This window comes from Pseudomonas sp. I8001 (genome assembly GCF_013385345.1).
Taxonomy (GTDB): Bacteria; Pseudomonadota; Gammaproteobacteria; order Pseudomonadales; family Pseudomonadaceae; genus Aquipseudomonas.
Map to the genome: position 1 here is coordinate 132,323 of NZ_JACAQC010000015.1, position 14,889 is coordinate 147,211.

At 62.8% G+C, this 14,889-nt stretch carries 13 protein-coding genes; 11 read left to right on the plus strand and 2 right to left on the minus strand.

Going from position 1 to position 14,889, the window contains the following annotated elements:
- Nucleotides 1-63: 63 nt before the first annotated feature.
- A complete protein-coding gene (locus HX839_RS14385) occupies nt 64-1,800 on the minus strand; it encodes a hypothetical protein (protein WP_102606333.1) in 1,737 nt (578 codons plus the stop codon).
- Nucleotides 1,797-3,623: a tyrosinase family protein gene (locus HX839_RS14390; RefSeq protein ID WP_177067222.1), complete on the minus strand. Its 1,827-nt coding sequence runs from the start codon at nt 3,621-3,623 to the stop codon at nt 1,797-1,799. The genes HX839_RS14385 and HX839_RS14390 overlap by 4 nt, the downstream gene beginning before the upstream one ends.
- A 159-nt stretch (nt 3,624-3,782) precedes the next feature.
- On the opposite strand from HX839_RS14390, the gene HX839_RS14395 reads away from it, so the two are divergent.
- The 11 genes from HX839_RS14395 (at nt 3,783) to HX839_RS14445 (ending at nt 14,849) form a co-directional block, all read left to right on the plus strand.
- The gene (locus HX839_RS14395; protein WP_032899475.1) at nt 3,783-4,247 is read left to right on the plus strand and encodes an Lrp/AsnC family transcriptional regulator; all 465 of its coding nucleotides are present in this window, start codon (nt 3,783-3,785) and stop codon (nt 4,245-4,247) included.
- Between the two features lie 519 nt (nt 4,248-4,766).
- Nucleotides 4,767-5,360: a transposase gene (locus HX839_RS14400; protein ID WP_087694077.1), complete on the plus strand. Its 594-nt coding sequence runs from the start codon at nt 4,767-4,769 to the stop codon at nt 5,358-5,360.
- A 59-nt stretch (nt 5,361-5,419) separates the two neighbouring features.
- Nucleotides 5,420-7,018, plus strand: coding sequence for a ShlB/FhaC/HecB family hemolysin secretion/activation protein (locus tag HX839_RS14405; RefSeq protein ID WP_177067223.1), 1,599 nt, complete (start codon nt 5,420-5,422; stop codon nt 7,016-7,018).
- 24 nt (nt 7,019-7,042) lie between these two features.
- On the plus strand, nt 7,043-8,842 hold the full coding sequence (locus tag HX839_RS14410; RefSeq protein WP_177067224.1) for a DUF2341 domain-containing protein: 1,800 nt from the start codon (nt 7,043-7,045) through the stop codon (nt 8,840-8,842).
- Between the two features lie 11 nt (nt 8,843-8,853).
- Nucleotides 8,854-9,279, plus strand: a complete 426-nt coding sequence (locus HX839_RS14415) for a biopolymer transporter ExbD (RefSeq protein WP_003211540.1) — start codon at nt 8,854-8,856, stop codon at nt 9,277-9,279.
- A 3-nt stretch (nt 9,280-9,282) separates the two neighbouring features.
- Nucleotides 9,283-9,996 (plus strand): energy transducer TonB, encoded by a 714-nt coding sequence (locus tag HX839_RS14420; protein WP_177067225.1) that lies wholly within the window; start codon nt 9,283-9,285, stop codon nt 9,994-9,996.
- 41 nt (nt 9,997-10,037) lie between these two features.
- The gene (locus HX839_RS14425) at nt 10,038-11,735 is read left to right on the plus strand and encodes a putative porin (protein ID WP_177067226.1); all 1,698 of its coding nucleotides are present in this window, start codon (nt 10,038-10,040) and stop codon (nt 11,733-11,735) included.
- 17 nt (nt 11,736-11,752) lie between these two features.
- Nucleotides 11,753-12,379 carry a DNA repair protein gene (locus HX839_RS14430; RefSeq protein ID WP_177067227.1) on the plus strand — a complete coding sequence of 209 codons (627 nt, stop codon included), beginning with the start codon at nt 11,753-11,755 and terminating at the stop codon, nt 12,377-12,379.
- A gap of 20 nt (nt 12,380-12,399) precedes the next feature.
- Entirely contained in the window at nt 12,400-12,888 is a 489-nt protein-coding gene (locus tag HX839_RS14435; protein WP_177067228.1) for a YbjN domain-containing protein, read from the plus strand.
- Complete coding sequence (locus HX839_RS14440; protein WP_177067229.1) at nt 12,885-13,820, plus strand: peptidylprolyl isomerase; 936 nt, start codon at nt 12,885-12,887, stop codon at nt 13,818-13,820. The genes HX839_RS14435 and HX839_RS14440 overlap by 4 nt, the downstream gene beginning before the upstream one ends.
- A gap of 51 nt (nt 13,821-13,871) precedes the next feature.
- On the plus strand, nt 13,872-14,849 hold the full coding sequence (locus HX839_RS14445) for a LysR family transcriptional regulator (protein WP_177067230.1): 978 nt from the start codon (nt 13,872-13,874) through the stop codon (nt 14,847-14,849).
- The last annotated feature ends 40 nt before the right edge of the window (nt 14,850-14,889 follow it).

A 14,889-nucleotide genomic window follows, 5' to 3' on the forward strand; every position in this document is an offset into this window, starting at 1 on the left:
TCGCGCTCCTTGCAAGCAGGTAAAGCCGCACCCTGGGTGGGTGCGGCTGATGGGTTGTATCAGTCAGGCGCCAGGCACCAGCGCCAATCCGGATTCCCATGGGTGTTCCGCCGCGCTGGGGTTATCGGCTTCGCCCGGGTTGAGGGCGCGCACTGTCACCAGCCCCGGTGCGGCAGTGGGGCTTACGGTGATGGTCAGCAGGTAGCCCTGGGTGCCACCGGAGTTGGTTTGCCCGGGGATGGCCGAGGCATCCGGCAGGAACTTTGTGACCTGCGCCGTCACCCCAGGATTGGAGAATTGCACCCGCGCCGTCTCGGCGGTGGTCTTGAGGTCGGCGCCTTGCACCACCAGGGCAAACTGCCCGCTGGTGCCGGGTGCCAGCCAGGCCGGCAGGTCGGTGGGTGACTGCCCGTAGAACAGGTCCAGCGGCAACAGCTGTACCGGCCAGGGTTGCACACCGTTGACCCGGTCCGTCACGCACGGGCAGGAATCCGGCGTCGGGCTGATGGGCGTGGTTGTCACACTCAGGCCCACCAGCAACTGCTGGGCAATCACCCACACGTAGTCGATCGGCTGGCCGCTGATGGTGATGTCGTTGATCGAAAACCCGGCGCTGACCGGCACTTCAAACACCGCTTGCAGAATCTGGTCGGAGCCGTTGGCGGCGGACTTGGCGGTGCCACGGGTGATTTTCCAGTACTGGCTGACGTCCTGGCCCTGGGGGCCTTTCCACGCCGAGAAGTCGGTGGGTTGTTGCAGGTACAGGCCGATGGGGTTGGTCAGCGACAGCCGGTTGTTCACTGCCACGCTGTTGGCCGAGAAACCGATATGCGGATCGGAGTTGCGGTAGTTCTGCCCGTATTGCGCGCAGCAGATCAACGCCTGGGAATTCTGGCTGCTGCTCAATGGCCGCAGGATGGTCGCCGCGGCAGCCAGGTACACCTCGGCGCTCAGGGTGTTGGGGCCGGAGGTCAGGTGCATCGCACCGCCGTACTGGCCAGGCACACAGGCGGTGCCGGCGTTCCATTTGTTGACGGTGTCGTAGGCCGGTTGACCGGTGGTGGGGTCGATGACCGGATCGCCGGCCTTACCGGTCGGGCAGTCGGCGGTGTAGCGCAGGTACAGGTCTTCGAGTTGCACCTGCGGGTCGATGTAGTCGCGATACAGCCCCAGTACAGCAGTCGGATCGATGCGCCACATGGCCAGGAAATACGCCGGGTTTTCGCAAGTGAAGGTGATCTTGCGCATGTTGCCGTCGGCATCGCGCACTATGGACCACTCGCAATATTCGTCAAGCCAGCCACGGGGGCCCGAAGGCGAGAAATCCTTGTACTTGCCTTGCCAGTCGATGCTCGGGCAGCGAGTGACGGGCAGTTGCAGCAGGGTGCCTTGCTTGTTCGGGTCGTAGAGCATGTACAGGGTGTTGTTGATCGTAATCTGGCCGTTGTCGGTCAGCTCCATCACCTGTTGCATGGACATGGCCTTGCCGCCCAACTGTGGAATCACCGCCGTGCCGTTGTTGTAGAAAAACGTCCACAGCCGATTGGGGAAGGGCGCCCAGGTAATCGCCGGCGGCGTGGTGGGGCCGTAACCTTCCACCAGTGGGTTGTAATAGCCCGAGCGCGGCGCGTCATTGAGGCCCGACCACGGGTTGCCGATGATCGCAGACTGGGTCCAGCCGGTGAGGTCGTTGTTCCAGTCGGTTTCAAACTGCGGCAACTGGTTTTCCAGGCCCAGCTTGTTGTAGTCCTTGGGAGCTTGCCCGGCGGGAGAGGTGAATTGTTTGAAGGGTGTGCTCATGTCGATTCTCCAGGTGTTGTTGTGGTGGAAACGGAGCAGCAACCGGCACTGGGAGCAGGGCCGGCGACGGTTTGGCGCGGGTCGTCCCACACCAGTTGGGCGATAAAGCCAGGCAGCGGCGCGTACTCCTGCGGCGTCAACACCCGGGCACTATCGAGATGGGTCACCACCACGGATAACTGCGTGGTGTCAGTGGGGCGAAGGTTCAATGCGGCAGCAGTGCGCGCGGCATTCAGCGCGCGTGACACGCCATGGGTGATGCAGCGGCCCTTGTCATCCACCAGGCCCATGCCGATGCGACTGAAGCGCCCGACATAGTGCGGATTGTCGGCGCTCACCTGCTGCGGCGTGGCGTCGGGCTGGTTGAGGAATACGTCGATCAGGTAGGTGTCGTGGGTGCAGCGCACATGGTCGAACACCACCCACGGGCCCAGTCTTGCGGTTTGTTCCTGCGCTTGCATCGGCGTCGAACTTTGCTGGCAGCAGGCTTTTGCGGCCGGGCGGCGGGTGCCAAAGGGCGGTGCGACGGGCACACCGTAGTCATAGCCGATATGCCGACTGTCCTGGGCCATGTCCCCCAGGGTGGTGTAGCGCCACGCGTCGGCACTGGTGAAGGTGACATCGTCGGCCTCGCTGCCGGCAAACGGCTGGAGCAGGCACTGGGTGGTGTACTGCGCTGCCGGGTGGGCGCGGATCCAGACCTCCAGCATCCGGTCGATATTGGCGTGGTAGGAGCTGAACACCGGGTCGAACGCGGTGTAGGCGTTGTCAGCCATGTCGCCGCCGATCCAGCCGTGATAGTTGTCGTGGGGCTGCTCGTAGAGCCCGTCGAAATTCAGCGCACGGTTGGGGTACAGGTCATCTTCCTGGGGGGGATCAAACACCGGGATGTTCGCCCAGGGATAACCTGGCACGCCCTGGGGCTGGCTGAAGGTGTTGAACTTCAGGGCATCGACCACCTGTTGCTGGAAAATCCGGCTCATGCCGTACAACTGGGTGCGTTCGACGCGCTGCGTCTCGCCCTTGGTGTAGAACAGCGGATTGCGTTGCACGAAGCGGCAGTCCACACCCGGGATGCTGGCCTTTTCACAGACCTTCGAACAGCCGTCCTTGGCAGCGGCGTAGCGCAACGGATTAGGGCGAACCTCGCCGGTGTGCGGGTGCACGTAGGTTTCATCGAGAAACGCCTGGGGCAAGCCGGCCTGGGGGCTGCCGTCGACACTGGCGTCTTCGGCCATCCAGTCCCAGTAGGGAATGGGGCAGTCGATCAGCGCTTCCAGGTACAGCAGATAGGCCCGGTGCCACAGGGCAAACGCTTCCTGGTAATGCAGGCACCAGTTGGTGTGGATATAGGCGTAACGCTGCCAAGGGGAGCCGCTGTCGGCGTTGGCCACCTGCATTACGTCATCGAGGCGTGAGCGGTACAGGTTCAGTTGTTCCTGTGTCAGTGCGCGAATGTCCTGGCGCACGCGTTTGACCGGGTGAGGCAGGTCGGGTGGGGGGATGCGTTCTGCCTCGTCGAACGGTGAGGCGGGAGTGAGGCGCCAGCCCTGGTTGACCCACAGCCTGAAGGTTTCCAGCGCGTCGATGGGCCAGAACTGCTGCTGGTCGAGGGTCAGCGGCATGCTACGGGAGGCCAGGTGCTGGTAGATGGTTTCGGACCAGGTCTTGACGGAGGCGGGGTCTTCGAGGAATACGAAGTAGGCGTTCATGCAGCCCACCCAGGAGGCGGCGACGGCGGCGCGTTGCTCTTGGGGGATCCAGTAGGGGGCGCTGAATAGGCCGTGGATATCGGTGGCCCATGTCGGTTTCGCGACTATCATAAGATCCCTCTCATGCGGCCCCGGTGCCTGATTTGGCTGGGCTGCTAAGCTGGATTGATGTTAGTGCGCCACCGCGCAGGATTTGTGCAAATTGGTGGGTGTTTACGGTGGATTCATTGCAGTTTTTTCAAGGAAGATATGGAAAAAATGACAGATGCCATGGATTTGAAGATTCTGGGGAAATTGCAAAGGGATTGCAGTCAGAGTCTGGAGTTGTTGAGTGACAGTGTCGGGCTGTCTTCAACCAGTTGTTACCGGCGTATCAGGCGGTTGGAGAGTGTCGGGATCATCAAGGCCAAGGTGGCGGTGCTGGATGAGCGCAAGCTTGGGATTCAGGTTACGGCGTTCTTCCTGATCAAGCTTGATAGGGACAGCAATGATATCGACCGCAAGATGCAGCATATCCTGGCGAGTCATCCGGAGATTCAGGACTGTTATCTGCTGACCGGGGAGTTTGATTTTGTGATGGTGGCGAAGTTTCGGGATGCCACTGAGTACACTGATTATATCTATCGGTTTTTAGAGATTTATCGGGATATTCCGATTCGTACTTATTCGTCTACTTTGGTGGTGCGGACGGTTAAGAAGTCTTATGAGTTGCCGTTGCCGGGGTCTTTGGTTTGAGTACATATCCGTTTCTTCGGTAACGGCCGCTTATGGTTCCGCTCTTACAGCAGGTCACTTTTGGCAAACGCCCGGAATGCCGGCCCAGCCAAAAGTAACCAAAAGGTCTCTGCTCCACCACTCGGTGCCTCGCCTAGGCTCGGCATGCCCGCACTCCGTGGTTCTGCTTTTCTGTGGGAGCTGGCTTGCCTGCGATGCAGACAACTCGGTTTTTCAGATACACCGAGGCGATGCCATCGCAGGCAAGCCAGCTCCCACATTTGAACCGTGCCCGCTTTAACTTTTGATTTTGCTTCACAACACTCCAAAAGTGAGCCGCTGTAAGAGCGGAACCAATACCAGCCCTGACCGCAGCAACGGATATGCCCACCTCACCCCGCCCCAAAAAAGAAGCTTTTATGACAAAAGTTCGGTAGTCCCCAGCGACCCCCGTCTTGGCTATGTAACGCGCTCAACACCGCCAAAAAAGGCGACGTCAGAGCCGCAAGCAGGATGCCAGGAGTGGGGCGAATGGGAACTATGGAACGTTACTCGAAAGTCGGCATGCAGGAGCTCGACCAGCGCCTGTCAAAGATCGTCGAAGCCGCACGCAAAAAACCGGTCTCGGTCTACCGCTATGGCGCACCGTGGGTATGGATCGTCTCCCAGGACGACTGGCAAGGCGCGCTCAAGGAAGTCTCCAGCTACATCCCCGCAGGCCATTCACTGGTCTTGCTGCGCCCGCAGATCGACGACATCCTCGACCTCCACCGCGACCTGCTCCAGGCCCAACCCGGCACCCAGATCGCCCCCCAGACCGTCTTGCAGATCCTGCTGCTGCAACTCCTGTACTCAGTCCCCAACGAACAGCAACTGCACGAACAACTCAACTACAACCTGCTGTTCCGCTGGTTCGTCGGCCTCGACCTGAACCAGAAAGTCTGGGGCATCAACCTCCTGCAACGCGACATCGCCACGTTCCTGAACAACCCGCAGGCGGTGCAGTTGATCCAGAAAATCATCGGTGAAGTGTTCTGTGGCGCCTTGCTGCACATGCCGGAGTTCTCCCTGAACTTCGCCTTGCTGCACACCTGGCTCGCCCGGCATGGCAACACCTCGATATCCAGCAATTGAACGGGCCAAACGCCGGGCAAACGGCGACGGCAATCATTCTTAGTAGACCAGGGGGCGGTGTGGAGCATCTGTTCAAATTAACGCTGGCGCTGTGCTGGCTGACGCTGGGTGCACTGGCGCAACCGCTACAGGCCGAAGAGCAGGGCACCCAGCCCGGGCCTCCGGCACGGCTGGTGGACGTCAACGAGTACTTCGTGCGCGGCAACACCGTGCTCGACGCTCGTGCGATCGAAGAGGCGGTGTACCCGTTTCTCGGCCCGCAAAAGACCCTCGCCGACATCGAAGGCGCCCGGGATGCCTTGCAGAAGATCTATCAGGCACGCGGCTATCAGTCGGTGTTCGTCGAACTGCCGGAGCAGAAGGTCGATGACGGAATCGTTTACCTGCAGGTCAGCGAAACCAAGGTCGGGCGCGTCCGCGTGGTCGGCGCCAAGCACTATTCGCCGGTGGAAATCCGCGACGAAGTACCCGGCTTGAAGGAGGGCGCGGTTCCGGATTTCACCAGCGTGCAAACCCAACTCGCCGGCCTCAATCGCAGCGCCGGGCGGCAGGTCACGCCGCTGGTCCGCGAGGGCCAGCGCCCCGGCACCATGGACGTCGACCTGCAGGTGGAAGACCAGAACCCCTGGCACGCCAGCCTCGGCCTGAACAACGACTACAGCGCCGACACCAAGGAGCTGCGCAGCGTCGCGACCCTGGGTTACGACAACCTCTGGCAACTGGGCCACAGCATTTCCCTGACCTACTTCACCGCGCCCCAGGACAGCGACAACGCCAAGGTCTGGTCGGGCTCCTACAGCGCGCCGCTGACTGATCGCTGGAGCCTGCAGTTCTCCGGTTATCAGTCCGACAGCAACATCGCCACCATCGGCGGCAGCAACGTGTTGGGCAAGGGCCATTCCTATGGCGTGTCGGCGATCTACAGCCTGCCGGCCAGTGGCAATTGGGCCAATTCGTTCTCTGCCGGGGTCGACTTCAAGGACTTCAAGGAGCAGATGAAGTTTGGCGGCAGCACGGACGATATCCCGCTGAAGTACGCACCGCTGACCTTCGGCTACAACGGCTACCGCTACACCGAGCAGTCGCAATTGGGGCTGGGCTTGAGCCTGGTGGTGGGTACCCGCGCGTTCTTCGGCTACGGCAGCGACGCCGAGGAGTTCCAGTACAAGCGTGACAAGGCCAGCCCGAGTTTTGCGGTGCTCAAGGGTGACCTGAATTACACCTACACCTTCGGCAACGACTGGCAGTCGGCGTCCAAGGCCGGCTTCCAGCTGGCCTCGGGGCCGCTGGTGTCCAACGAGCAATATTCCGCCGGCGGTGCTACGTCGGTACGCGGGTATCTCGCCGCCGAGCGCACCGGCGACGAAGGCTACCTGTTGTCCCAGGAGCTGCGCACGCCGTCCCTGGCCAAGTTTCTCGGCAGCTACGTGCAGGAGTGGCGCTTCTACGCGTTCGCCGAAGGCGCACGCCTGCGCCTGCATGACCCGCTGCCCGAGCAGGAAGACGAATACAGCCTGGCCAGTGTCGGCCTCGGCACCCGCGCCAGTTTGAGCAAGTGGTTGTCCGGCAGCCTGGATTGGGGCTACCCGCTGCTTGAAGGCCCAAATACCCAGAAACAGGACTCGCGACTGCACTTCAGTGTGCAGGCGACTTTCTGACCCCTTTTTTCGGAGACTCCTGACATGCAACGCCTATTTCTGAGCCTGTTGATCTGCCTGGGCTTCGCGCTCCCGGCCACCGCCCATGCCTGGTGGCAGGACGATTGGCACTACCGTAAACAGATCACGGTGGACACCACCTCCCAGGGCGCAGCCATCAGCCAGGCCCTGGGCCGCACTGCGTTGCTGGTGCGCCTGCACACCGGCAACTTCAGCTTTGACGGGGTCAAGGACGACGGCGCCGACCTGCGCTTTGTCAGCGCCGATGACAAGACCGTGTTCAACCACCAGATCGAAAGCTTCGACCCGCTGATGGGCATGGCGCTGATCTGGGTCGATGTGCCCAAGGTCGAAGGCGGCCAGCGCCAGGACCTGTGGATGTACTACGGCAACCAGAAGGCGCCGGCCACCGCCAACGGCCAGTTGACCTTCGACCCGAACTACACCGCGCTCTACCACTTCGACGGCGCCAACGGCACGCCGCCCGGGGACACCACGGCCTACGGCAACACTGCCGTAAACGCCACCGGTGCGAGCATCGACGGCGTGATCGGCCGGGCCTTGCAGTTCAGTGGCCAGCCGTTGCTGCTGCCAGCCAGCCCGTCGCTGCAACACGCAGCGGGCGGCGCCTTCACTTTCAGCGCCTGGTTGCGGGTCGACCAGGCCAGCGGCGAGCAAGTGGTGGTGGCCCGTCGCGAGGGCGCCCACAGCCTGTTGCTGGGCTTGAACCAGGGCATGCCGTTTATTGAAATCGACGGCCAGCGCGCCGTCTCGACCCAGCCGCTGAACCCCGGCCAATGGCAGCACCTGGCGTTCACCGCCGAGGGCGACAAGGTCTCGCTGTACGTCAACGGCCGTGAGACCGCGACCCTCGCAGTGGCGATGCCGGCGTTCAATTCGCCACTGGCCATCGGTGCCGATTTGCCGGAAGCCGCCGGCGGGCACCTGCCGTTTACCGGGGCCATGGACGAACTGCGCTTGTCCAAGGTCGCGCGCCCGGCAGCCCTGTTGCTGGCCGATGCCACGGCCCAGGGCGCCGAGTCGAAACTGGTGGCCTATGGCGTGGATGAAGAACAGTCGGGCTTCGGCTTCGGCAGCCTGGGGTTCCTGCTCAAGGCGGTGCCGGTGGATGCCTGGGTGATCATCCTGGTGCTGGTGGGGATGATGTTCCAGTCGTGGTTCATCATGCTCCGCAAGAACCGCCAGGTCAGTCGCGTGAGTGCTGCCAACGATATCTTCCGCGAGCAATTCGCACAGATCGGTACGCGCCTGGAGATGTACTACGACGACGCGTTGCTGGCCGAGCGCCTGACCCATTCCTCGCTGTGGCGCCTGTACCGGGTCGCGGTCAAGGAAATCCGCACTCGCCGCGCCCAGGGCGCCGACACCTCGTCGGTCTCGGCAGCCACCATCGAAGCCATCCGCTGCTCCATGGACGGCGTGCGTACCCGGGAAAACCAGCAGCTCGGCGCCAAGCTGTCGACCCTCTCCAACGCGATTGCCGGTGGCCCGTATATCGGCCTGCTCGGTACCGTGCTGGGGATCATGGTGGTGTTCCTCGGCACGGCGATGGCCGGCGACGTGAACATCAACGCCATCGCCCCGGGTATGGCGGCGGCCTTGCTGGCCACGGCCATGGGCCTGTTTGTCGCGATCCCCGCGCTGTTTGGCTACAACCGCCTGATTACCCGCAACAAGGAAGTCAGCGCCGACATGCGCGTGTTCGTCGACGAGTTCATCACCCGTCTGGCGGAGATGCACGGCGAGAGCCAGCACAGTGAAGCGGCGCACCGTCGCGACCACCACGCCCACGTCCCGGCCTGAGGAGAATCAGCATGGCTTCCGTGAATGCCTCCCACGACGATGACGATGACGCACCCGTCGACAGCATCAACATCACGCCCCTGGTGGACGTGCTGATGGTGGTGTTGGTGATGTTTATCCTCACCGCCACCGCCCAGGTCTCGGGGATCCAGATCCACCTGCCCAAGGCCAGTGCTTCGGTATCGCTGTCCGAGGCCAAGACCAAGGCCATCTCGGTGAACGATGGCGGCCAGGTGTTTCTCGACGCTTACCCGGTGACCTTGCCTGAACTCGAAGAGCGCCTGCGCATCGAGAAAGCGCTGAACCCGGACTTCCCGGTGATCGTGCGCGGCGACGCCATGGTGCAGTACCAGAAGGTCATCGAAGTACTCGACCTGCTGCGTCGCCTGGAGCTGTCCCAGGTCGGGCTGGTCACCGGCAAACCGAGCCAGGGCTGAGTCATGACCGCACAGATGCCGATCACGCCGACGCCGCTCAAGAACAAGCCGCCATTGCGCCCGCTGAAGTGGGGCATTGGCCTGCTGCTGGGCGCCGTGGCTGCCTGGTTTCTCTGGCAGTGGGCCAATGACATGAGTGGCGTGCGCCGTGAAGCGCCCAAGGTGCCCACGATTATTCCGCTGCCGCCACCGCCACCGCCACCACCGCCACTGGAAAAACCCAAGGAACCGGAGCCCGAGGTGCAGGAAAAAATCCCCGAGCCGGAACCCACGCCGACCCCCGACGAGGTCAAGCCCGAGGAAGAGGCACCGCCTTCGCCAGCAGACGACCTGGCCAACCCGATGCAGATCGACGGCGACGCGCAGTCCGGTACCGACGGTTTCAACATCGGTGCCGGCAAGGGCGGCGGCATGGCCGGTTCCGGTGGTGGCGGGCTCGGCACCGGGACGTTCAAGCAGTACCTGGCCGGGGTGTTCCAGCGCCTGCTGCGGGAAGACCCGGAGCTGCGCAAGAAGGCCTACACGGTGCAGGCCGACCTGTGGCTGAGCGCAGACGGCGAGGTGACGCGCGTGGAGCTCGCCAAGTCCAGCGGCGACGCCGACACCGACGCCCAGGTGCTGGCCGCATTGCGTGCCACACCGCGGCTGAAGGAACGCACACCCGCCTCAATGACCCTGCCGGTACGCCTGTCCCTCAAGGGCCGGCGCCCGGATTGATCGAACCCTTTTTTGCAGTTTTCTACAGGAGTTGTGTGCAGATGATTTCCCACGTGAATCGATTGACCCTGGCGGTCGGCATGGTCATCGCGACCCTGGTCGGCCAGGCGACGGCCGCCGCCGCGCCTTCGGAAAACGCCACGATCAACCTGATCCGCCTGCTGGTGCAGCAAGGTGTGCTCAAGCAGGAACAGGCCGACGGGCTGATCGCCCAGGCTGAAAAGGAAGCCCGGCAGGCACGCCAGGCCAGCACCGCCACGGCGGTAGCGGCAGGCCCAGAGGCGGCCCCCGGCGATGTGCGGGTGCAGTACGTGCCGGCCGCGGTGCGCGACCAGATTCGCGACCAGGTCAAGGCCGAGGTCATGGCCACCGCCAAGCAGGAAAACTGGGCCCAGCCCAACACCTTCCCGGAGTGGGTCTCGCGCATCAGCTTCGACGGCGATATTCGCCTGCGGGATGAGTCGCGCTATTTCTCGGGCAACAACAGCAATGAAATCGTCGATTACGCCAAGCTCAACGACAGCGGCCCCTACGACGTGAACAAGAACACCAACACCAAATTGCCGCCGCTGCTCAACACCCGCGAAGACCGCGAGAACCTGTTCCGCCTGCGCGCCCGCCTGGGCATGAAAGCCGTGATCTCGCCGGAATGGACCGCCGGCATCCGCCTCGGCACCGGCAACGACAACAACCCGGTGTCCACCACCCAGACCCTGGGCGGCGGCTTCGGCAAGAAAGACATCTGGCTCGACCAGGGCTACCTCACCTGGAAGACCACCGACTACATGACCCTGACCGCCGGACGTTTTGCCAACCCGTTCTATTCCACCGACATGATGTATTCCGGCGACCTCAACTTCGACGGTGTGGCGGCGATCTTCAACCACAAGCTCAACAGCGACTGGGGCCTGTTCGGCACCCTCGGCGCGTTCCCGGTGGAATACAGCCCCGACACCGCCACCACCAACGGCTTCGACAAGGACGAGAGCGAAAACAAATGGCTGTTCGGCGGGCAGATCGGCGCCGACTGGAAGATCAACCGCAGCAACAGCCTGAAGGGCTCGATGGCCTACTACCACTTCGGCGATATCCAGGGCGAACGCTCCAGCCCTTGCTCGCCGTGGGCCGGCCAGCCGGCGTGCGATACCGATGGCACGCGCCTGGCCTTCATGCAGAAGGGCAACAGCGTGTTCCTGCTGCGAGACATCACCCCCAACCCGGCAACGCCTGGCCTGACCCCGCAACCGCAATTCGTCGGCCTGGCGTCCAAGTTCAATGTGCTGGACCTCAACCTGGCGTGGGACAGCGAGCTGCCGGAAGATCTCAAGCTGCGCAGCCAGACCAACTTCATCCACAACCTGGCCTACGACAAGGGCGAGATGCTCAAGCGCAGCGAAGGCCAGATCGTCAACAACCTCAACAGCGACGGCCAGTTTGAAAGTGGCGGCAATGCGCTGCTGGTGCAGTTCACCCTCGGCAGTGCGCTGGAGATGCGCAAGAAGGGCGACTGGAACGTGCTGGCCGGCTACAAATACATCCAGCCGGATGCCTTGCCGGACGGCTTCAACGACTCCTCGTTCCACCTCGGCGGCACCAACGCCAAGGGCTATTTCATCGGCGCCAACTACGGCCTCGACAAGAACATCTACGCCAGTGCCCGTTGGCTCAGCGCCTCCGAAGTGTATGGCGCGCCGTTTGAAGTGGATGTCATGCAACTGGAACTCAACACGCGCTTCTGATGCGCCGGAGAAAGCTCATGAACACGCGAATTTGCGGCCTGCTTCTACTGCTCGTTACCACCTGCGCTTCGGCTGAGGGTATGGAGGAGCGCCTGCGCACTCAGCTGCGCAGCACCACCCAGCAGTTGCAGGCGCTGCAAAGCGAGCAGGCCCAGGCCAGTGCCGCACGCATCGCCGCCGAAACCCAGGCCAAGCAGGCCCAGGCGCAGGTCAAGCAACTGACCGCCGAACTGGAAAAGACCCGTGGCGTGGCCGAGCAACTGGTGGGCCAGCAACAGAGTCTGCACAGCCAGGCCCAGGCCCAGGTGGCCGCGAGCAATGAGCAGGTGGGCAAGTTCAAGAAAGCCTATGAAGACTTGCTGGTAATCGCCCGGGGCAAAGAAACCGAGCGCGCACGCTTGCAGGCGCAACTCACGGAACGTGACACACAAGTGCAGCAATGTTCAGTCAAGAATCAACAGATGTACGACGTGGCCCAGCAGTTGCTGACGGCCTACGAAAAAATCGACGTGGCCGACGTGATGAGCATCCGCCAACCGTTCGCCAGCAGCACCCGGGTCAAGTTCGAGGAACTCGCCCAGGGTTTTGGTGACGGCCTTTACCTTAATCGGTTCGATGCTCCACAGACCGTCACTAATCATTGATCGACAAGGAAGAGACCCCTATGAGCGACGTACAACTGATCACCAGCGTGACCCCGCAAGCCTTGACCGAGCTGCTGCAGGAAGCCGGCTACCGAGTCAACCAGACCGAGCAGAACGGCATCGTGCAATTGCTCAGCGCAAGTCAGGGCATCGGCTTCGCCGTGCGTTTGGGCAACCCGGCGGCAGAGCAGGGCAGCTACGTGGACTTCACCTACAGCTGCGCGCTGCGGGTGCAGGGCGAATTGCCCGAGGGGCTGGCCCAGGTCTGGAACGCTTCCCGACGTTTTGCGCGGTTGTCGTTGCAGGGTGAGTCCCTGCTGATGGAGATGGATGTGGTGGCCGCCGGCGTGGGTGCGCCGTACTTGCGCAATCAGCTGGAATTGTGGGATCGCCTGCTGCAGGAATTCATCGTCTACCTGCGTGAATACAGCCAGCAAGCCGCCCAGCTTCAAGCCCAGGCCGACGCCGCGCCTGCCGTCGATGCCCGTGAAGAGGCGCCTGCCCTGTGAAGAAACCAACCCTGGTGGTCGGCGCTGGCGCCCTGGTGGTGCTGGCGGTCGCGGTGGGGTTGAGCCTGCGGCCGGGCAGTGACCCGGTCGCAGCCCAGCAGCCGGCGCCGGTGGCCGTGAAGGACGGGCCGGCGGTGGCGCGCCTGGGCAACCAGCAGATCGACCTCGCCGAACTCAAGTCGGTGTTGGCCGCCTTGCCGACGGAAACCCGCGAGCAGTTGCGTGGCAACCGCAGCGCCCTGGAAACCTGGCTGCGTTCACGCCTGGCGCAAAAGGCCGTGCTTGAACAGGCCGATGCCCAGGGCTGGCGGCAGCGCCCGGAGGTGGAGCAACAGACCCGCGCCGCCACCGAGCAGATCGTGTTTCGCGACTACATGTTGTCGGTCAGCCAGGTGCCGACGGATTACCCCAGCGCCGCCGAATTGCAGCAAGCCTATGACAGCGGCAAGGCACAATGGGTGACGCCGCCGTTGTACCAGGTCAGCCAGATTTTCCTGGCCGTGAGCGACCCGCAAACCGTCGACAATGTGCGCCGCCAGGCCCAGGAGTTGAGCCGCAAGGCGCAGGCCTCGCCAGGCGAGTTTGCCGCCCTGGCCAGCCAGTATTCCCAGGACCCCGACAGCGCCCGGCGCGGTGGCGATTCCGGGATGCAGCCGTTGCAGCAACTGGTGCCTGAAATGCGCGGTGTGGTGGCGCGGCTCAAGACGGGCGGGGTGTCGGAGCCGGTGCAGAGTGCGGCGGGTTTTCACGTGCTCAAACTCACTGGGCAACAACCGGCGCGCACCGCCACGCTGGATGAACTGCGTGGCCGCTTGAACGAGGCCTTGCGTGCGCAACGCCAGGAGCAGATTGCCAAGGCCTACCTGGAAGGCATGCTCAATACCGCGACCTTGAGTATCGATGGCGCCGAGCTGAACAAGGTGCTGGAGTAAAACCGTATCACCGCATTGGATGCACAGTACCCACAAGACAGGGAGTCTCCCATGGTATTTGTTGAACCGGCTGTACCCCACGGCGTCGCGCCTTATCGTACGTCGACCGAATCCCGCGAGGCCTGGCTGGCCCTGGCGGCCGCCATCGAGCCCGAGGTGGCGCAGTATTTCCTGATCAGCGCCCGCTGTGGGTGTTTCATGCAGGCGGCTCGCAGCCTCAATATCAAGGCCACGCAGTTGCGCAAGCGCCTGGCGCAGCTGGAAGAGCAACTGCGGCGTTCGCTGTTCAGCTATCAGGGCAATGTCCTGGCCCTGAGTCGTGAAGGGCAGCAGTTGCAGGCGCAGTTGATTGCCCTGGCGCATGAGCGACGCTTGCCGGTGCTGGAGCAACCGTTGATTCGGCTGGCGGTTGCCGAGTCGATCCTGCATGACATTCTGGGGCGGGACCTGATTGCGCTGTTGCGGCGCAATGCGAGTGTGCGGCTGGAGATCATTTCCATCGACAGCGAGTTGGGGTTGCAGGCGCTGGATGCGGATGTGGTGGTGTGGTTGTCGGGGATGGATTCGCCGGGGGCGGGGCCGAGTTTTGCCATTGGGGCGCCAGAGGTGTTGGCGCGGTTGGATTATTCGCCGCATATTGCCAAGCGGTATTCGCGGTTGGCAGTGCGGCCGGACAGCATTGAAGACCTTGCGGATTATATGTTGGTGCAGTGGCAGCCGGACCGGCAGGTGGAGGCGCTGCGGCCGTGGAATAGCCTGGTGGAGCAGCGGCTGGCGGGGGTGGTGCGGGTGGAAGCGTATCCGCTGATGCTGGAGATGATTCGGTGCAGTGCGTGTATTGGGTTGTTGCCGCGGTATATGAGTTGTTTTGATCGTGGGTTGACGGCGTTGGATGGGGTGTTTCTGGAGGGGATGCAGCGGCAGGTCTGGATGGGGGTGAGTGCTGATGTGCGGCATCCGCTGGAGGTGGGGTGGGTGGTGGAGATGATTCGGAATACGTTTCTTGAGCGGGGGGAGTGGTTTGATTGATTGATTGATTGATTGAGTACATATCCGTTGCTGCGGTAAC